We start from the raw sequence: 18,553 nt of genomic DNA on the forward strand, positions 1-18,553 counted from the left end.
CGCTGATGCAGCGGATCGCCATGGCGAGCATCGCCGTGGCGCTCCTCGTCATGGGACTGAAGTACGCCGCCTATCTCGAGACCGGTTCGATCGCGCTCCTGTCGGATGCGCTGGAGTCGATCGTCAACGTCATCACCGGGGTGATCGCGCTCTGGGCGATCACCGTCAGCTACAAGCCGGCAGACAAGGATCACCCCTTCGGGCATCACAAGGCGGAGTACTTTTCGGCAGTCGTTGAAGGCGTTCTGATCGTCGTCGCCGCGCTCCTGATCCTGCGCGAGGCGTGGAGTGCGATCGAGAACCCGCGCGGCCTCGACACGCCTCTGGCGGGGCTCGCGATCAACGGCGTCGCCACCATCCTGAACTTCGGCTGGGCGCTCTTTCTGCTGCGCACCGGTGCGAGCCGACGCTCGCCGGCGCTGACCGCCGACGGGCGGCACATCCTGGCGGACGTGGTGACTTCGGTGGGCGTCCTCGTGGGCCTGCTGATCGCGGCGTTGACCGGCTGGGCGATCCTCGACCCGCTCCTCGCGGCCCTCGTCGCCGTCAACATCCTGCGCGAGGGCTGGCTGGTGGTGACGACCTCGCTGAGCAGCCTGATGGATCAGGCGATCGACCCGCAGGAGGAGGTGCGGGTTCGCGAGGTGATCTCGGCCAATGCCGATGGGGCGATCGAGGTGCACGATCTGAAGACCCGGCTCGCCGGCCGCGCGATGTTCATCGAATTCCATCTCGTGGTGCCGAGCGCGATGACGGTCGGAATATCCCATGCCATCTGCGACCGGATCGAGGACGCCCTGCACGCCGCCTTCGAGAGTTCACGCGTGACCATCCATGTCGAGCCGGAGGACGAAGCCAAGCAGGTCGGCGTCCCGGTGCTGTAGAGCCCTCCGACCCGCATTCGGTTGGCGAACACTCCTTGAGGGTATCCGAAACGACACACCGTTCCGCTACCGGCTCTCCTTAATTCGGTTAAGATCGTTAGGCAGGTGCGAAAAGCTGCCGCACCGCGCGGGATGTTGGGGAAGGGTCGGGTCTGTTCGTGCGGAAGCCCGGGGCCGAGTGAAAGGGGTCGATGCAGAACAGCTTCAAGCCGGACGGCGCAGCGCAGTCTCGCCCGCTCTGGGTCGCCTACAAGCTGTTCGCCAGCACGGACCGCATCCGCAACTGCCCGCGGCGGCGCTGGAGCCTGGCTGCCGTCGCCTTCGCACTTGGCCTGTCGCTGCGGTTCTGGACCGACGATCTCCTGCCGGCCGGCTTCCCGTACCTGACCTTCTTTCCTGCGGTCATTCTCACCGCCTTCTTCGGCGGACGCGCACCGGGCGTCGTCGTCGCCGCGGCGAGCGGCCTGTGCGCCTGGTACTTCTTCATCCCGCCCTTCGACTCTTTCGGACTCAACCCCGGCGCGGCGACGGCGCTCGTCTTCTACGTGGTGATCGTCACGGTCGACGTGTCGCTGATCCACTGGATGCACCAGGTGACCGACCGGCTGCGCGAGGAGCGCGAGACGGCGGCGCGCTTCGCTGCCGAGCGCGACACGCTGTTTAAGGAGATGCAGCACCGCGTCTCGAACAATCTCGCGGTCATCTCCTCCATGCTCTCGGCGCAGGCCCGCGGCCTCGGCGGCGAGGCTGCGGCCGCGCTTGCCCAGGCCGCCGCGCGCGTCAACCTCGTCGCCAAGATCCAGCGCCAGCTCTACGATCCCTCGCGCCAGAGCGTCGAGTTCGGTCCTTATCTGGAGAGCCTTGGGGCGGACCTGCTGCGCGCCTCCGACGCGGGGCACGTGACCTACAGGGTCGAGGCCGAGCCGGTGCGGGTGCCGGCGCATCTGGCGGTGCCTCTGGGGCTGATCGCGACCGAGCTCATCGCCAATGCCGTCGAGCACGGCTTTGCCGGGGCGCGGCGCGGGGTCCTCAGGGTGGACCTGCGGCGCGATGCGGCGGACGGCGTGGCCGAGGTGGAGGGGACGCCGATCCGCTTTTCCGTCTCGGACGACGGGCCGGGCTGGCCGGACGGGTTTTCGGTGGAGAACACCGGCAATCTCGGCATGCGCATCATCGCCTCGCTCACCCAGCAGCTGCGCGGCGACGTCGCGCTGCGGAACGAGGGTGGCGCGGTGGCGGTGGTCCGCTTCGTGCTGCCGGATGAGGATTCCGCACCGACGCCGGCTTGAACCTTGATCCGGTTCGGGTATTGTGGCGCCCATGATGACGCGCCACGACCCCCGGATGTCGATGATCGCGCCGCGCGATGCGGCCGCGTCTCCCTGCGCGCTTCTCGGCCTCGGCCTGCTTCTCAGCCTTAGCGGCGGCCGTCGGACCCGTTGACACGAGGGGCGTCTGGCGGTCGAGCCGGTCGCCTTGCCACGCCCGAAGCCCCTTTCGCTTTACTCCGATCCACAAATCCTGGATGACGCGGGCCTGATCCGAGACTGGACGGGCCGCTCCAGGCGAGTTGCGAAGGTTTTTCCGATGTCCGCAAGTCCCACGTCCGCGCAGACGGCCGCCAGTGGCATGGCCCAGGCGCCGCGCAAGTACCAGCCCTACCCGGCGGTCGATCTCGGCGATCGCACCTGGCCGTCGAAGCGCATCGAGACCGCACCGATCTGGTGCTCGGTCGATCTGCGCGACGGCAATCAGGCGCTCGTCGATCCGATGGGGCACGACCGCAAGGCGCGCATGTTCCGGCTCATCAAGGCGATGGGTTTCAAGGAGATCGAGATCGGCTTTCCGTCGGCCTCCCAGACCGACTTCGACTTCGCCCGCTGGTGCGTGGAAGAGGGCGAGGTGCCGGCCGACGTGTCGCTGCAGGTGCTGGTGCAGTGCCGGCCCGAGCTGATCGCGCGGACCTTCGAATCGCTCGAGGGCGCGCACCGGCCGATCGTCCACTTCTACAACTCGACCAGCGAGCTGCAGCGCCGGGTGGTGTTCCAGAAGGACCGGGCCGGGATCAAGCAGATCGCGGTCGACGCGGCCAGGATGATCACCGACATGGCGGCCAAGGCCGGCGGCGGCTATCGGTTCGAGTATTCACCCGAGAGCTTCACCGGCACCGAGCTCGACTTCGCGCTGGAGATCTGCAACGCGGTCACCGAGATCGTCCGGCCGACGCCCGACAACAAGCTGATCCTCAACCTGCCGGCGACCGTCGAGATGTCGACGCCGAACATCCATGCCGACCAGATCGAATGGATGAGCCGCAACCTCGACGACCGCGACAACATCATCCTGTCGCTGCATCCGCACAACGACCGCGGCACGGCGATCGCGGCGACCGAACTCGGCCTTCTGGCGGGCGCCGACCGTGTCGAGGGCACGCTGTTCGGCAACGGCGAGCGGACCGGCAACGTCGACATCGTCACGCTGGCGCTCAACATGTTCACCCAAGGGGTGGATCCGCAGCTCGACGTCTCCGACATCACGAAGATCAAGGACGTCTACGAGTACTGCAACCAGCTGCGCATCCCCGAGCGCCACCCCTATGTCGGCGAGCTCGTCTACACCGCCTTCTCCGGCTCGCACCAGGACGCCATCAACAAGGGCATGAAGGCGCGGCGCAGCGCCAACGCCGAGACCTGGGAGGTGCCCTACCTGCCGATCGACCCGCAGGACGTCGGGCGAACCTACGAGGCGATCATCCGCATCAACTCGCAGTCCGGCAAGGGCGGCATCGCCTACGTCCTCCAGCAGGACTACGGGCTGAACCTGCCGCGCAACCTGCAGATCGAGTTCCGCGAGGAGATCCAGCGGATCACCGACGAGGAGGGGACCGAGATGCCGGTCAAGCGCATCCACGAGCGCTTTCTCGAGACCTATGTCGACCAGCCGCAGGGCCGGCTGCGCTTCTTCGATCACCACACCCTGCCCAACCCCGACGTGCGGGGCGAGCGGATCATCGAAGCGACGATCATCGACAACGGCGTCGAGACCAAGATCGCCGGCACCGGCACCGGCCCGATCGACGGCTTCGTCGATGCCCTGTCGCGCCATCTCGGACTCGAGATGGCCGTCGCCGACTACTCCGAGCACTCCCTCCAGCGGGGATCGAACGCGAGCGCCGTGTCCTACGTCGAGATGGAGCATGCGGGCGGGCGGATCTTCGGCGTCGGGATCAACAAGAACATCGTGACGGCTTCGCTGCAGGGCATCGTCTCGGCCGCCAACCGGATCCTCTCCAAGTGAGGCTGGCGGGCGGCGAGATCGTGGTGAAGGCGCTCGAGGCGCAGGGCGTCGATCGCGTCTTCTGCACGCCCGGCGAGAGCTACCTGCCGGTTCTCGACGCGTTGCTCGGCAGCGCGATCGAGACGGTCGTCTGCCGGCAGGAGGGCGGCGCCGCGATGATGGCGGAGGCGGACGGCAAACTCACCGGCCGGCCGGGCATCGCGTTCGTCACGCGCGGGCCGGGTGCGACGAACGCCGCGTCCGGCATTCATGTCGCGAGCCACGACCAGACGCCGATGATCCTCTTCGTCGGGCAGGTTCCGACCCGCTTCCGTGGCCGCGGGGCGTTCCAGGAGGTTGACTACGACCGGTTGTTCGGCGGCATGGCCAAGGCGGTGTTCGAAGCCGCGGAAGCGGCCGAGCTGCCGGACCTGATCGAGCAGGCCTTCGCCATCGCGATGGAGGGCGCATCAGGCCCGGTGGTGGTGGCGCTGCCGGAGAACGCCCTGTCCGGCGAAGTCGATTGCGACGTGCCCGTCCGGATGGAGCCGGCGCCGGTGCCGCCGTCACCGCACGCGATGGACGAGCTCCGGCGGCTGCTTGAGGCCGCGGAGCGGCCGGTCGTCATTCTCGGCGGCTCGCGCTGGACGTCTGCGGCGGTCGCCGACATCCGCGCCTTCGCCGAGCGCTGGAGCCTGCCGGTCGCCTGCTCGTTCCGGCGGCAGATGCTGTTTGCGCATGACCATCGGAACTATGCCGGCGACGTCGGCCTCGGCATTTCGCCGAAGCTGAAGACGCGCATCGCCGAGGCCGATCTGGTGTTGGCGGTCGGCGCGCGGCTCGGCGAAGTGCCGAGCCAGGGCTACACGCTGTTCGACGTGCCGGAGCCGCGCCAGAGGCTGGTCCAGGTCCTGGTCAACGCAGGTGAACTCGGCCGCGTCTACACCCCGAGGCTTGCCATCCAAGCCGATCCCGTGAGCTTCGCGGCGGCCGCAGCGGATCTTGCACCCTCGGCCACACCGCGGTGGGCGGCCGAGACCAACGCGGCGCACCGCGACTACCTGGAGTGGTCGGAGCCGCGCCCCGCGGAAACTCCGGACTTCGCCGACATGAGCGCGGTGATGGCGCATCTGCGGGGCGCACTTCCGGCGGACGCGGCGATCCTCACCAACGGCGCCGGCAACTATGCGAGCTGGCTGCACCGCTTCCACCGCTTCGGCGGCTACGGCACGCAGCTCGCGCCGACCTCCGGCTCGATGGGCTACGGCCTGCCGGCGGCGATCGCCGCCAAATTGCGGCATCCCGACCGGCCGGTGATCTGCTTTGCCGGCGACGGCTGCTTCCAGATGACCGGGCAGGAACTGGGCACTGCGTGCCAGACGGGGGCCGCCGTCGTCGTGCTGATCGCCGACAACGGCCAGTACGGCACCATCCGCATGCATCAGGAGCAGCGCTATCCCGGACGCGTCTCGTCGACCGGGCTCGTCAATCCCGATTTCGCCGCGCTGGCTGCGAGCTACGGCGCCTTTGCCGCGACGGTCTCCCGCAGCAGCGACTTTCCCGCCGCCTTTGCGGCGGCGCTTGCGAGCGGACGCCCTGCGGTCCTGCACCTGAAGACCGATCCGCGTCAGATCACGCCGGCCCGCCGGCTGGACTGAGCATCGGCGCAACATCGCTGTTGACGGCGCCTGGAAGGGTCTGGCCGACACCGCCTGGTCGGGTCTATAATTTAACGTCTTGTTAAGTTCAGTGAATCCGAGGCCGTCATGGGCGAGGGGAGCCACAACATCGCGTCGCTCGGCGGCGCCCGTCGGCTGACCGATGCGGTTCGCGCCGCCAAGATTTCGGCGGCGCATCGCTCCGACGTGGTCATCGACATCCGGGAAGCCGACCTCGCGCGTCTGGAAATCCTCGCGGAAGTGCTCCAGCCGGTCACCGAGGAGGTGCCGAGCGAGGACGACCTCTTCGACTTCATGCTCGCGCGCGGCCCGCAGCCGCGGTACTGGGTGGACGGTACGGCGCATGTCTCGATGGCCCGTGACCGGCGGACCTATCGCCTGTTGCGCGAGACGCGCATCGGGCGTGTGGTGCTCGCCGAGTCGGACGACGTGCGCATCATCGCCGACCGCGTGACGGACTACGTCGCCGAGCGGATCGTGGAGCGCGACCGTGCCTATGCCGTGACCGACGGCATCTCCACCCGGATCGCCGATCGCGAGCGACACGCGGTCGTCAGCGACGACGCGCCGCTGCGCCGCAAGGCCGGCGCTGCGCGAGCCTCGGAGTTCGTGGTCGCATTGACCTGGCTGATGATCGGCGTCGTGGTCGGCGCAGGCGCCCTGTTCGCGATCGCGGCCTGGCGGGGCTTCACGCTCAACTGATGCGGCGGCGGGGCAGACGCGCGCCCCTCATGTCTCCATTTGCGCCTGTGGCGCATCGACATGCGGGCGGATGTCGATCAGTCGCCCCGCTCGTTCGATCACCCGCTCGCGGATCCAGTCGATGCCGGAGCCGTCCGGCCGCTCGCCGCGCTCGCGCTGGGTGAGCGTCCAGCGGTGCGGCTCGCCCTCGATCTCGAAGAGATTGTAGCGTGCCGCCGGCTTCTCGGCACCGGCGCTCTGGCTGGCGGAGGGCACGCCGACGACCGGTACCATGGTCCCGTCCGGCCCCGGCAGCCAGTGCAGCGTGTCGAGATGGGTGTGACCGTGCAGGACGAGATCGGCGCCGATCTCGCGGATCAGCTTGGAGAAGAGCTGCTTGCCGATCAGGCGCTTGCTCCAGGCCGCCGCCCCGATCACCGGCGGGTGGTGGATCATCACGACGCGGAAGTGGCCGGTCGAGCGGCAGCTTTCGAGCAGGCGGGCGAGTGCGATCGCCTGGCCGCGCCGGAACGTTCCCGTCGCAAGGAAGGGCGCGGTCGCCTCGGCACTCGAGACACCGAAGAGCGCGACGTTGCCGCGCACCCGCAGGTAGGGGAAGGCGCGTTCGATCGCCGTCAGCGGATTGTCGCCGATCATGTAGGCGTGCCACTCGTGGCTGACCCGCTTGAGCGCGCCGGGCACATAGGCGTCGTGGTTGCCCGGAACGAGCGACACGTCCTGCGCCGATCCGAGGCTTTCGAGCCAGAGCCTGGCCGCGGTGATCTCCTGGCGGGTCGCCAGGTTGACGAGGTCGCCCGTGACGGCGACATGGTCGGGGCACTGACCCTTCATGTCGTTGACGAGGCGCGTGAGAACGTCGCCGAACATCGTCCGGCTGCGGTTGCGGTGCCAGTTGACGAAGCCGGTGACGCGCTTTGAGGCAAGCTCGCGCAGCGAGAGGTCCGGAAGCGGGCCGAGATGGATATCGGAGAGATGAGCGAGCTTGAACATCCTGTGAATGGTAGGGCGCTTTGCAGTGACATGGAACCGCATCGGCCGGGTGACGACGCGTGAGCGTGCGGTGGTCGGGCAGCGGAGGCGGCAGAGAGAGGCGTTTTGAGGCTTCGACCACGCCGGGGGGCCGCAAGCCGTCGCCGCTGTTGCGCGCGCTGCATCTCTATCATCTTCTCAGCCGGCCGCTGACGCTCGGCGTGCGGGGGATTGTCACCCACGGCGATGGCCGGATCTTCCTCGTGCGCCACACCTATGTCGACGGCTGGTATCTACCGGGCGGCGGTGTCGAGCCGGACGAACCGGCGGAGACGGCGCTCCGGCGCGAGCTCGAGGAGGAGGGCAACATCGAGCTTGTGGAGCCGCCTCGACTCCTGGGGGTCTACCTGAACCGCAACGCCTCGCGGCGCGATCACGTGCTGCTCTACCGCTGCGGCGCTTTTCGGCAGGGAGAGCCGAAGCGTCCCGACAGGGAGATCGCCGAAAGCGGGTTCTTCTCGCGCGACGCCCTGCCGGAGGGCACGACGCCGGCCACGCGGCGACGGCTGAGCGAGCTCGACGTCACCGACGGCCGGCCGCTCTTCTGGTGAACCCGATCACCAGACGGCGCGGGAGGCCAGGGGCATCGCCGCCTCGTCCGGTGCGACAGCCGTCGGAACGGGGCCCGCGGCATGGTGGTCGCGCGCTCCGGCAAGGTAGCCTGCGATCTCGTTCGACGGCATCGGTCGGGCGAAGAGATAGCCCTGCACGGCCCGGCAGCCGAGGGCGCGGAGCATCAGGAGCTGCTCCGGGCTCTCGACGCCCTCCACCACGCAGTTCAGCGCGAGGTTTCGGCAGAGATCGACGATCGTCTTGACGACGTCGCGGCTGGTGCCGTGCTGGGCGAGGCCGATGACGAAGCTGCGGTCGATCTTCAGCTTCTGCAGCGGCAGGCGGTGGACGTAGCTGAGACTCGACTGGCCAGTGCCGAAGTCGTCGAGCGCGAGCCCGACGCCGAGCTCCTTCAGCCGGCGCAACGAGCGTGTGGCCTGCTCGAAGTCGCGCATGACCGCGGTTTCGGTGATCTCCAGGTCGATCCGCGCGGGCGGGAAGCCGCCCTCCTGGATGATGGCGATGAGCGTGCTCACCTGGTCGTCCGACGCCAGATCCATCGTGGAGAGGTTGAACGAGAGGTGGATCGGCTCCGGCCATTGCTGCGCAGTCGCCAGAGCCTGCTTCAACAGCATCGGCGTCAGCTGGGTGACGAGCCCGGAGCGCTCGGCCACGGGAATGAAGTCGGCCGGCGACACCCGCCCCAGCGTCGGGCTCGTCCATCGTGCGAGCGCCTCGAAGCTGATGGTGTTGCCGGTTTCGGTGTCGACGATCGGCTGGAAGGCGAGTTCGAGCTCGCGCTCGAGATCGGCGTGGCGCAGGGCCTGCTCGATGCGGCTCGACTGGCGGATCTTGTTCTCGTGCTCCTGCGAGAAGATCGCCGGTGCGCCGCGGCCGTTTTCCTTGGCAAAGTAGAGGGCGTAGTCGGCCCGCTCGTAGAGAAGCTCGGCGGTCGGCGCGGCTTCGGGAAAGGTCGCGAGCCCGAGCGATCCGGACACACGGGCGGCAAAGCCGGGCATCACATAGGGCTCGCGCAGGGAGTCGCAGAGCGAGGCCCCCAGCGCGGCGAGGTCGGCGTCGCAGATGTCGCGCTCGATCACGATGCCGTACTCGTCGCCGCCGAGGCGGGCGACGAAGATGCCGTCTCCGCCGGCGCCGCTCAGCCGTCGTCCGGTTTCCACCAGGACGCGGTCACCCGCAACGTGGCCATAGGCGTCGTTCACCGGCTTGAAGCCGTCGAGGTCGAACACGCCGACCGCGAAGCGGGTGCCGGACGCCTGCGCCCTGGCGGTGACCTTTTCGAGATGGGCGAAGAAGTGGCGACGATTCGGCAGGCCGGTCAGGCCATCCAGGTTGGCGAGGCGGAAATTCTCTCCGCTGAGGCGCTCGGTTTCGGCCTGCCGCGCCTCGAGCGTCAGGCGGGAGGAAACGAGGGCCTGGAAATCGCGAAACTGCTGGAGGACGACGTAGACGATCGCCACCGCGACGAGGAGCGTGTTCACCGAGATGGCGATGAAGACCGGATTGCCGGTGCTGGCGAAGAAGATGGCCATCGGCAGCACCGACACCACGGTCAGGATCAGCGCCGCCTCGCGGTGATGCATCAGACAGAAGATGCATCCGATGATGGTGATCGCCATGTAGAAGGCGACGTGCGCCTGGGCGTAGGCGTTCCCGTAGGGATAGAGGCTGAGCGCCCAGCCGGTGAAGCCGACGCCGAAGACGACGGCGAGAGGCATCGTGCGTTGCAGCAGCCGCACCGCTTCGGCATCGCCGTCCGGCTGGTTGCGGCGGCGGTGCCAGCCGAACAGGCGAAAGAGACACAGCGCACACAAAACCGACGGAAAGATCAGCGTCAGCGCGATCGGCGCCGTGTTGAAGTGCGTGACGGCGACGCCGAGCGTGCTGGCGACGAGAATGAAGTACATCAGCGGCACTTGCCGCGTGAACGCGACTGCCTGCGCCTTCAGCAGTTCCGGTCGATGTTCCGGCAGGACGGTCGTCATTTGAAGTCCGTGTCGCATCGTGTGCCCGATAGGCTCAGTGATGGGCCTTCGACAGCTTCGGAATTGTTAAGACGCACGCACATCGTGCGTGGGAGTGAACGAAGCGTGTGCGGCTTGGCAGGTCTGGCGCCCCCATTTAAGAAGCCTCGACCAGACAATCGGAGCCTGCCATGCATGACGATCTGCCGGATCGACTGTCGACCGACCCGACCAGCCCCTTCCACGACGCGGAGCTGCTGGAGCGGGGCATCGGCATCCGCTTCAAGGGTGTCGAGAAGACCAACGTCGAGGAGTACTGCGTCAGCGAGGGCTGGATCCGCGTCGCGGCGGGCAAGACGCTCGACCGCAAGGGCCGACCCTTGACGCTGAAGCTGAAGGGCCCGGTGGAGCCGTTTCTGAAGGACGATGCTCCCGAGGCCTGAGCGGCGCGGCGACAGACCGTGCTGGGCCGACGACACACGGTCGCCGTCCAGCCGGCGGCGAATTTGACGCCGCGCGGCGCCGGTCCAGCGCCGCCATGGCCTTCAGGCTGGAAGACCGCCACGGTCGTGCGGCTGCTCGAGGTCCTGCTCCGGGCCGAGCGGCACGATGCCGGTCGGGTTGATCATCCGGTGGCTCTGGTAATAGTGGCCCTTGATATGCCGGAAGTTCACGGTCTCCGCGACGCCCGGCGTCTGGTAGAGCTCCAGCATGTAATTGAAGAGGTTGGGGTAGTCGGCGATCCGCCGGCGGTTGCACTTGAAGTGGCCGACATAGACGGCGTCGAAGCGGATCAGCGTGGTGAAGAGGCGCCAGTCCGCCTCGGTGGGTGCTGTGCCGGGAACGAGCCAGCGCTGACGCGACAGCCGGTCTTCCAACTCGTCCAGCATGGCGAAGAGCGCTTCGAAGGGCGCTTCATAGGCCTCTTGCGTCGTGGCGAAACCGCATTTGTAGACGCCGTTGTTCACCGCGTCGTAGATGCGCGCGTTGATCGCATCGATCGCCTCGCGCTGCGGCTCAGGATAGAGATCGACGGCCGGATCGCCCCACGCGTCGAACGCCGTGTTGAAGATCCGGATGATTTCGGCGGACTCGTTGTTGACGATCGTGCCTTCCGCCTTGTCCCAGAGAACGGGCACGGTGACGCGGCCGGTGAAGTGCGGATCGGCTCTGAGATAGACCTCGTAGAGGCGCTCGGCACCGAGGAGCGGGTCAGGCGTCGCTCCCTCGCGGTCGGAGAAGATCCAGCCTTCGTCGCCCATCAGGTAGTCGACGACCGTCACTGGGATGACGGCGTCCAGCGCCTTCAGCTTGCGCGCGATCAGCGTGCGATGCGCCCAGGGGCAGGCGAGCGACACGTAGAGGTGAAAGCGGTCCGGGCTCGCCGCGACGGCCTCCTGCCCCTCGGGCCCGGGCGAGCCGTCCGCCGTGATCCAACGCCGGAAGGCGGTCGTCGTCCGCTTGAAGCTGCCGCCGGTCGACTTGGTGTCGTACCATTGGTCCTGCCACTTGCCATCGACCAGAAGTCCCATCGCCGCCGCCTTTCCGTTCCGGAGTGCCCACAACATCGTATGCCACCGCCGCCGTTCCAGCCTCGGGAACTGCGAACGCTGCGTCAACGAGGGGCGCGCGTCCAATCACCCAACCGGAGCGGATGGACGGCACAGCCTCGCAATGCTATGGGCACAGCGATCATCTGCGACGAGATTGGGAGGCGCGCGATGTCCGACGACCGACGACGACCGCGGCGCTTCGCGACCACCCTGTCATCCACTGCCGTCGCCGGCTGATCTTTACGGGGATCTGCGGCGGCCCGCCGCTTCGGATCCACCCATGTTTCTCCTGTCCGACGTCCGCTTCCTGCCGGAGGCGCCCGAACATTCTGCCGCGATCGAGGCGATCGCCGACGAGGCCTTCGGGCCGGGGCGCTTCGCCCGCGCGGCCGAGCGCGTGCGTGAGATGGCGCCGCACGCGGCTGCATTGTCCTTCGTCGCCCTGTTCGAGGGCACCGTGATCGGTTCGGTGCGGCTGACGCCGGTCGCGATCGGCAACGTTCCCGCGCTGATGCTGGGACCGCTCGCGGTACGCCCCTCCTTCAAGAACCGGGGCGCGGGGAAGGCGCTGATGCGGCTCGCAGAGCGGGCGGCACGCGCTGCGGGCGAGCGGCTGATCTTCCTCGTCGGCGATCCCCCGTACTACGAGCCGCTCGGCTATCGCCCGGTGCCGCCTGGAACGATCGTGATGCCGGGTCCGGTGGATCAGCGGCGCGTGCTGGTGCTGCCGCTGGTCGAGGGTGCAGAGGCAGAACTTGCAGGCGCGGTGCAACCGCGACGGCAGGTTTCGGCGTAAAAACGGCGCCGCGCGTCCAAGGGACGGGCGGCGCCGCAGTTGCGACCCTTCCGAAACGGAAGGGACACGGGGAACATCTTCATCCTTGGGCGACTATTCGTTGCCAAACCAATAACGCGACCATATCATCACGCTCTGATCTCTTCGACTCGAAAGCCCTGCTGCGATTCTGCCGTAGCGGAGACGCGGCTCGGCGACGCACTCAGCGCTCTCTGCTTCAGCAGATCGATCCGGAGCACAGTCGAGGACGGGTCAGCGACCTTCGCGCCACCAGGTCGCCGACAGGGCCAGAAGCAGAAGCGCCAAGCCCAGGAAGCCGGCAAAGAGCGGGGTGCGGTCGACGCCGCGCAGCACCGTTTCGTCAGTGGTCTTCAGGCCGATCCAGTCGCGTCCATCCGCGTCCGCGCGCCCGTTGACCGGCACGATCCGGGGCACGGTGATGTCGCCCTCCGCTCCGGCGAGACGGCGCACCGAGCCGCGCGAGGCCTCGGCGACGGGCCGCAGCTTCTCGGTGGTCGAGACGGCCTCACGGAACTCGCGCGGGTTGACCGGCCCCACATTGGCCAGCGCCCTCAGATCACCGTTCGCGGCCTGGAACAGGCCGAGCTCCTCGGTCTTCAGAACGCCTTCCCACCGGCCGGGCACCGTCTGCTTCAACGGCAGCTGCACCGCCGAGCCGGAGGGTGTGATCACCGTCGCCGGTCCCGGGTCGTCGCCGACGGTCTGGCGGGTGATCACGAGGTCGGAGCCGCGAGCCTCGGCATCCAGCGCCTCTTCCTCGAGCTCCGGCTCCTTCATCAGCCAGTGCGCCAGGCGCCGGAACAGCGCGACGTGCGGGCCGCCGCCCTCGAAGCCGCGCGACCAGAGCCAGCCCTGGTCGGAGAGGAGCAGCGCCACGCGGCCTTCACCGGCGCGGTTGAGCACCAGGAGCGGCTTGCCGTCCGGGCCGGTCATCACCGTCTCGCCGCGCGGCGTGCCGACATCGATCGAGCGGAACCACTGGCTCCATTGCGGCGGCTCGGTTTCCGATCCCGGCAGGTCGCGTGTCACCGGGTGCTTGCGGCCGAGTTCGGAGATTTCCGGGCGGAATGGCGTCTCTTCGACCTGGCCGGTCGGCATCGCCGGCAGAATCGAAGCGAGCGGCGTCGTCGCGACCGAATCGTTGCCGGCGTATTCCGGTCCGGAGGCGATGAGGATGGCGCCGCCCTTCTCGACGTATTGCGCCATGTAGTCGAAGTAGAGCGTCGGCAGCACGCCACGCCGCTGATAGCGGTCGAAGATGATGAGGTCGAAATCGTCGATCTTCTCGACGAACAGCTCGCGCGTCGGGAAGGCGATGAGCGACAGCTCGTCGATCGGCGTGCCGTCCTGCTTTTCCGGCGGTCGCAGGATGGTGAAGTGGACGAGGTCCACGGCCGCATCGGATTTCAGGAGGTTGCGCCAGGTGCGCTCGCCGGCGTGCGGCTCGCCGGAGACGAGGAGCACGCGCAGGTTCTCGCGGATGCCGTCGACCACCGCGATCGCCCGGTTGTTGACGACAGTGATTTCCTTCGGGTCCTGCGCGACCGACAGCTCGAGGATGTTCTTGCCGGCGCGCGGCAGCTGGAAGGTCACCGTGCCGGTGCCGCCGATCTCGGCCCGCTGCCGGGTGACGAGGTCGCCGTTCAGGAAGACGCGCACGTCGACCGGCGCGCCGGTGCCCTTTCCGTCCTCCAGAACGCGGTAGCTCAGCTGCTGGTCCTGGTCGACGAGCCCGAAGCGCGGGGCGCTGGTGATCTCGATGCGCCGGTCGAACTCGTCGGGTCGGCCGGTGACGAGCGCATGCACCGGCGCGTCGAAGCCGAGGCTCTGAGCATCGGCGGGAATGTCGTGGACCTCACCGTCGGTGACGAAGATCGCCCCGCCGACGCGGGCCGGCGAGACGTCCTTCAGCGCGGTGGACAAGGCGCCGAACAGAGCGGTCGTGGCATCGCTGTCGGGACTGACTGTCGGCGTGGTCTCGACCGTGCGGACCTCGAACTGCGGGAAGCGGGCGAGGCTCTCCTTCAGCTGCGCCTCGGCCGCGGCGGCCTGCGCCTTGCGCTCGCCGATCGACTGGCTCTGGCTGCCGTCGACGACGAGGGCGACGACGCTCTTCAAGGGGTCGCGCTCCTCGCGCAGCACCACCGGATTGATCAGTGCCAGGAGGAGGGCGGCGATCGCCACCACGCGCAGCGCAGCGCCGCGGGTGCCGGAAAGCAGCAGGAGCGCGGCGAGGATGACCGCGGGCGCCGCGACGAGCGCCAGCACCGGCCAGGAGAAGAAGGGGGCGACGTCGAGCGACCAGCTCATTGGCCGAGCCTCTCCAGGAGGGCCGGGACGTGCACCTGGTCGGCCTTGTAGTTGCCGGTGAGGACGTACATCACGATGTTCACCCCGGCCCGGTACGCATGCTCGCGCTGCGCCGGATCGGAGCTGTCGGTGGGATAGACGAACATTCCGCCGGCATCGACCGCCCAGGCCCCGGCGAAGTCGTTCGAGGTGATCAGGATCGAGGAGACGCCATCGCCGGCCCGGGCCGGCCGGTCGGCCGACTGGCCCTCGCGCGGGAGGGCCTCGACCCACAGGTCGGAGCCGGTGTGGCGGCCGGGGAAGTCCTTCATGATGTAGAAGGCCTTGGTGAGGACGTGGTCCGGCGGCACCGGCTCCAGCGGCGGTATGTCGAGATCGGCGAGGATGTCGCGCAGCCGGCGCTGACCGGGAGACACCGACCCGGTGCCGAGGCCCGACAGCGGATCGCCGTCATGGACGTCGAACAGGACCGTGCCGCCTTCCTTCATGTAGGCGTCGACCCGGCTGATCGCGTCGTCGCTCGGCATCGGGTCGGCTGCGTCGACCGGCCAGTAGAGCAGCGGGAAGTAGGCGAGTTCGTCATGGGCGATGTCGACGCCGAGCGGCTCGCCCGGCTCGAGCGCCGTCTTCAGCGCCAGGAACTGCGAGAGCCCGTCGAGGCCACGCCGCGAATTCTCGTCCGTCGCCGCGTCGCCGGTCTCGACATAGGCGAGGCGGGTGGTGTCCGTCGCCTCGATCGCGCGCTGGAGATCGACGGGATCCTGCGGCGGTGTCGGTGCCTGCGCGCGGGCAGGCATTGCCATGAGTAGCGGCAAGGCGAGCGCCAGGAGCAGGGCGGGAAGCGCGGTCGCCGCCGGTCGCAGCCGCCGGCGGAGCTGGCGCAGGCCGCCGTTCAGCCAGAGCATCGCGAGCGCGTCGAGGGCAAAGAGCAGGAGCGCAGCTGCGAACAGCCAGGGCGAAAGATCGAGGATGTCGCTCCGCCCATAGCCGAGTGCCGTGACGGGTGCCCCGAGATCCAGCGCCGGCAGCGGGCGCAGCACCGTCTTCGCGTCGAGAAGGTTGAGGGCGGCGTAGCCGTCTTCGGTGCCGTAGAGCCCCGGGGGATTGGCGAGCGCGATCGGCGGCGTCCGGCCGGCGGCCACGGCCAGCGGCTGAACCTCGGGACCTGGTACGGTCAGCCGACCGAGACCATCGAGCACGCGGTAGGGCGGCAGGCTCTCGACGTTGGCTGCCGTGGCGCCGCTTTCCACCGCGCTTCCGACTGCGGCCCGCGACAGCGACACGATGCGCCGCAGCATGTCGACGAAGGCGCCGGAGATCGGCAGGTTCGACCAGGTCGCCTCGGCGGTAACGTGGAACAGGACGATCGTGCCGGCGCCGAGGCGCCCGGCGGTGACGAGCGGCGTGCCGTCGGCGAGGCTCGCCCAGGTCTTCTCCGGAAGATCCGAGGACGGCTCGGCGAGGATCTGCCGCGAGACGGTGATGTCGTCCGGCATGGCGATGCCGGCGAACGGGCTGGTCGCCGCGATCGGGGCGACCGCCTGCGGGGTCGACCAGGACATCGCGCCGCCGAGCTGGCGCTCGCCGCTGCGCAGGCGCACCGGAACAAGCCGGTCCTCGCCGGTGGTCGCGGCTAGGCGCGGGCCGGCAAAGCGCACGAGGAAGCCCCCTTGCTCGACGAAGGCCTGCAGCGCCTGTTCGGCCGCAGGCGGCACCACGCCGATGTCGGCCATCACGATCACCGACGGCTTCTGCTTGATGAGGTTCGGGATCGCCGTCGCGAGATCCCGGTTCTCGGCCCGCACCAGATCGGCAAAGGGTTGCAGCGCACGCGTGATGTAATAGAGCGGCGACAGCAGCGGCTGGGCGAGGTCGGCCGCCTCGCCGGAGATCAGGCCGACGCGGCGTCGGCGGAAGCTGTCGTCGACGAGACGCACCGCCGCGGCGCTCTCGCCGCCCTCGACCTCCAGCCGCGCGATGTCGTTGCGCAACTCGACCGGGATGGGAAACGCCGCCTCGGCGGTCGACGATCCCGCAGCGAACTCCAGCGCGGCGCGCCCGATCTCCCGGCTCTGCGGGTCGAGCGCGCGCAGCTCATAGGAGTCGGGGCCGGCGACGCCTTCTGGCCGCACGGCGCGCACCGCCAGCGACTCGGTGGAATTGTCGGCGCCGGTGAGGCCGACGACGCGGTCGACACCGGGGCGGTAGAGAAGGGCCTGCTGGGGCCGCAGGGCCGACAGGCGGTCGAACGCCGCGCCGTCGCCGTCGTCGAGACCGTCGGTGAGGAGCGCGAGGCTGGGTGTCGTGCCCGAAAGAGCCGTCGAGAGGCGCGCCACGGCGGCGTCGCGGTCCGGCGGGACGGGACGGGGCCGGGCGGCTGCGAGGTGCTCGAGTGCCGTGTTCGCCTCCACCGGCGTCGCGTCGTCGCCGGCACCCTCGGCCGTGAAGGCGAGCGCGACAGGGCGGCCGGCATCGCCGGCCTCGCGGATCAGTGTTTCGGCGGTGGCGCGGCGGGTGTCCCAGTCGCGACCGCTGGCCCAGCCATTGTCGACGAGGATCCCGAGCGGCCCGTCGCCCGACAGAAGGGTCTGACGCGGATTCAGGACGGGCGCAGCGAGCGCAAGGATGACCAGCGCCGCGAGGAGCAGGCGCAGCAGCGTCAGCCACCAGGGGCTCTTCGACGGGGTCTCCTCGGGCTTGATCACGCGCTGCAGGATGCGCAGCGGCGGGAAGGCTTCGGTCTGCGGCCGCGGCGGCGTCAGGCGGAGGAGCCACCAGATCGCCGGCAGCGACAACAGGCCGAGAAGCACCAGCGGGGTGCCGAAAGAGAGTGCGAGGCCGCCGATCATGCGCGTGTCCTCGCCAACTGTGGCGCGCCGCTGAGCCGGGCATGGGCGGCGACGAGGACTTCCGAGGCGAGGTGGTCGGTCCGATGCAGGATGAAGCTCCAGCCGAGGCGCCGGCAGTGCTCGCCGAGATACTCCCGCCGCGCGGCGTAGAGGCGGCGATACTCGTCGGCGAGCGCTTCCGCGCGGCCGGCCGTCAGCTTGCCGCCGGTCTCCGGATCGCGGAACTCGGTCCGGCCGCTGTAGGGGAAGCTTTCCTCGGCGGGATCGGCGATCTGGATCAGGTGACCGCGGATGCCGCGCCGCCCGATGCGGTCTACCTTCTCCACGAGCTCCTCCACCGGATCGAGGAAATCGCTGACGATCACCACCTCGCTGAAGCGCTTCAGCCGGTCGTCCGGCGGAAAGCTGACCTCCGGGCGACGGGTGAGGAGGGCGGCGGCAATGCGCTCGGCGGCGTTGCGCGCCGAGACCGGCTCGATGACGCCGGGATACCCCACGCGCTCGCCCGAGCGCGACAGGAGCTCGGCCAGCGCGAGGACGATGACGAGGGCGCGCGAGTCCTTCGAGACCTGGGCATAGGACGAGCGGTAGAGCATCGACGGCGAGGGGTCGGCCCAGAGCCAGACCGTCTGCGCCGCCTCCCATTCCCGGTCACGCAGATAGATGCTGTCGTCGCGGGCCGAGCGCCGCCAGTCGATGCGGGCGACCTGCTCGCCGTCGACGAAGGGGCGGAACTGCCAGAAGTTCTCGCCCGTGCCGCGGCGGCGCCGGCCATGCCATCCGGCGATCACCGTGGTGACGACGCGCCGCGCCTCGATCAGGAGATCGGGCATCAGCGCCGCGCGCTGGCGCGCGCGCACCAGCGCATCGGAGCTTGCGGTGAGTTCGACCGTCGAGCCGATCGGCGCCATGCGGCC

At 68.9% G+C, this 18,553-nt stretch carries 14 protein-coding genes; 8 read left to right on the forward strand and 6 right to left on the reverse strand.

The genetic code is table 11. The features are described 5' to 3' along the window. The first annotated feature begins 5 nt into the window (after positions 1-5). From NPA30_RS02160 to NPA30_RS02180, 5 genes are all read left to right on the forward strand, one after another. The gene (locus NPA30_RS02160) at positions 6-884 is read left to right on the forward strand and encodes a cation diffusion facilitator family transporter (RefSeq protein ID WP_256801535.1); all 879 of its coding nucleotides are present in this window, start codon (positions 6-8) and stop codon (positions 882-884) included. Positions 885-1,075: 191 nt separating this feature from the next. Beyond that, positions 1,076-2,173 carry a sensor histidine kinase gene (locus NPA30_RS02165; RefSeq protein WP_256800685.1) on the forward strand — a complete coding sequence of 366 codons (1,098 nt, stop codon included), beginning with the start codon at positions 1,076-1,078 and terminating at the stop codon, positions 2,171-2,173. A 340-nt stretch (positions 2,174-2,513) separates the two neighbouring features. Further along, the gene (gene leuA, locus NPA30_RS02170) at positions 2,514-4,181 is read left to right on the forward strand and encodes a 2-isopropylmalate synthase (RefSeq protein ID WP_256801536.1); all 1,668 of its coding nucleotides are present in this window, start codon (positions 2,514-2,516) and stop codon (positions 4,179-4,181) included. Beyond that, on the forward strand, positions 4,178-5,818 hold the full coding sequence (locus tag NPA30_RS02175; RefSeq protein WP_256800686.1) for a thiamine pyrophosphate-binding protein: 1,641 nt from the start codon (positions 4,178-4,180) through the stop codon (positions 5,816-5,818). The genes leuA and NPA30_RS02175 overlap by 4 nt, the downstream gene beginning before the upstream one ends. A 108-nt stretch (positions 5,819-5,926) precedes the next feature. Then, on the forward strand, positions 5,927-6,541 hold the full coding sequence (locus NPA30_RS02180; RefSeq protein WP_256800687.1) for a hypothetical protein: 615 nt from the start codon (positions 5,927-5,929) through the stop codon (positions 6,539-6,541). Positions 6,542-6,568: 27 nt separating this feature from the next. Here NPA30_RS02180 and NPA30_RS02185 read toward each other — a convergent pair whose 3' ends face one another. Beyond that, positions 6,569-7,531 carry a metallophosphoesterase family protein gene (locus NPA30_RS02185; protein WP_256800688.1) on the reverse strand — a complete coding sequence of 321 codons (963 nt, stop codon included), beginning with the start codon at positions 7,529-7,531 and terminating at the stop codon, positions 6,569-6,571. A 149-nt stretch (positions 7,532-7,680) separates the two neighbouring features. Between NPA30_RS02185 and NPA30_RS02190 the strand changes: the two genes are divergently transcribed. Beyond that, positions 7,681-8,121, forward strand: a complete 441-nt coding sequence (locus tag NPA30_RS02190) for an NUDIX domain-containing protein (RefSeq protein ID WP_256800689.1) — start codon at positions 7,681-7,683, stop codon at positions 8,119-8,121. A gap of 6 nt (positions 8,122-8,127) precedes the next feature. On the opposite strand, the gene NPA30_RS02195 is transcribed toward NPA30_RS02190, so the two are convergent. Then, a complete protein-coding gene (locus NPA30_RS02195) occupies positions 8,128-10,128 on the reverse strand; it encodes a putative bifunctional diguanylate cyclase/phosphodiesterase (protein ID WP_256800690.1) in 2,001 nt (666 codons plus the stop codon). Positions 10,129-10,298: 170 nt separating this feature from the next. Here NPA30_RS02195 and NPA30_RS02200 point away from each other — a divergent pair, with 170 nt between their 5' ends. Further along, complete coding sequence (locus NPA30_RS02200; RefSeq protein ID WP_256800691.1) at positions 10,299-10,550, forward strand: DUF3297 family protein; 252 nt, start codon at positions 10,299-10,301, stop codon at positions 10,548-10,550. A gap of 102 nt (positions 10,551-10,652) precedes the next feature. Here the strand turns inward: NPA30_RS02200 and NPA30_RS02205 are convergent, their stop codons facing one another. After that, the gene (locus tag NPA30_RS02205) at positions 10,653-11,639 is read right to left on the reverse strand and encodes a glutathione S-transferase family protein (RefSeq protein WP_256800692.1); all 987 of its coding nucleotides are present in this window, start codon (positions 11,637-11,639) and stop codon (positions 10,653-10,655) included. Between the two features lie 301 nt (positions 11,640-11,940). Between NPA30_RS02205 and NPA30_RS02210 the strand changes: the two genes are divergently transcribed. Then, entirely contained in the window at positions 11,941-12,456 is a 516-nt protein-coding gene (locus NPA30_RS02210) for a GNAT family N-acetyltransferase (protein ID WP_256800693.1), read from the forward strand. A gap of 252 nt (positions 12,457-12,708) precedes the next feature. Here NPA30_RS02210 and NPA30_RS02215 read toward each other — a convergent pair whose 3' ends face one another. From NPA30_RS02215 to NPA30_RS02225, 3 genes are read right to left on the reverse strand one after another with little or no spacing between them, the layout of a single operon-like run. Then, on the reverse strand, positions 12,709-14,787 hold the full coding sequence (locus NPA30_RS02215; protein ID WP_256800694.1) for a hypothetical protein: 2,079 nt from the start codon (positions 14,785-14,787) through the stop codon (positions 12,709-12,711). After that, positions 14,784-17,636, reverse strand: a complete 2,853-nt coding sequence (locus NPA30_RS02220; protein WP_256800695.1) for a DUF4159 domain-containing protein — start codon at positions 17,634-17,636, stop codon at positions 14,784-14,786. Before NPA30_RS02220 ends, NPA30_RS02215 begins: the two co-directional genes overlap by 4 nt. After that, positions 17,633-18,547 carry a DUF58 domain-containing protein gene (locus NPA30_RS02225; RefSeq protein WP_256800696.1) on the reverse strand — a complete coding sequence of 305 codons (915 nt, stop codon included), beginning with the start codon at positions 18,545-18,547 and terminating at the stop codon, positions 17,633-17,635. The genes NPA30_RS02220 and NPA30_RS02225 overlap by 4 nt, the downstream gene beginning before the upstream one ends. Positions 18,548-18,553: the final 6 nt, after the last annotated feature.

This window comes from Mangrovibrevibacter kandeliae, from assembly GCF_024519155.1.
Lineage (GTDB): Bacteria > Pseudomonadota > Alphaproteobacteria > Rhizobiales > Rhizobiaceae > Mangrovibrevibacter > Mangrovibrevibacter kandeliae.

What these genes read in the sequence shown, in the direction of transcription:
- NPA30_RS02160 (WP_256801535.1), top strand. Translation starts at nt 6, where the DNA reads ATGCAGCGGATCGCCATGGCGAGCATCGCCGTGGCGCTCCTCGTCATG.
- NPA30_RS02165 (WP_256800685.1), top strand. Translation starts at nt 1,076, where the DNA reads ATGCAGAACAGCTTCAAGCCGGACGGCGCAGCGCAGTCTCGCCCGCTC.
- leuA (WP_256801536.1), top strand. Translation starts at nt 2,514, where the DNA reads ATGGCCCAGGCGCCGCGCAAGTACCAGCCCTACCCGGCGGTCGATCTC.
- NPA30_RS02180 (WP_256800687.1), top strand. Translation starts at nt 5,927, where the DNA reads ATGGGCGAGGGGAGCCACAACATCGCGTCGCTCGGCGGCGCCCGTCGG.
- NPA30_RS02185 (WP_256800688.1), bottom strand. Translation starts at nt 7,531, where the DNA reads ATGTTCAAGCTCGCTCATCTCTCCGATATCCATCTCGGCCCGCTTCCG.
- NPA30_RS02195 (WP_256800690.1), bottom strand. Translation starts at nt 10,128, where the DNA reads ATGACGACCGTCCTGCCGGAACATCGACCGGAACTGCTGAAGGCGCAG.
- NPA30_RS02200 (WP_256800691.1), top strand. Translation starts at nt 10,299, where the DNA reads ATGCATGACGATCTGCCGGATCGACTGTCGACCGACCCGACCAGCCCC.
- NPA30_RS02205 (WP_256800692.1), bottom strand. Translation starts at nt 11,639, where the DNA reads ATGGGACTTCTGGTCGATGGCAAGTGGCAGGACCAATGGTACGACACC.
- NPA30_RS02210 (WP_256800693.1), top strand. Translation starts at nt 11,941, where the DNA reads ATGTTTCTCCTGTCCGACGTCCGCTTCCTGCCGGAGGCGCCCGAACAT.
- NPA30_RS02215 (WP_256800694.1), bottom strand. Translation starts at nt 14,787, where the DNA reads ATGAGCTGGTCGCTCGACGTCGCCCCCTTCTTCTCCTGGCCGGTGCTG.
- NPA30_RS02220 (WP_256800695.1), bottom strand. Translation starts at nt 17,636, where the DNA reads ATGATCGGCGGCCTCGCACTCTCTTTCGGCACCCCGCTGGTGCTTCTC.
- NPA30_RS02225 (WP_256800696.1), bottom strand. Translation starts at nt 18,547, where the DNA reads ATGGCGCCGATCGGCTCGACGGTCGAACTCACCGCAAGCTCCGATGCG.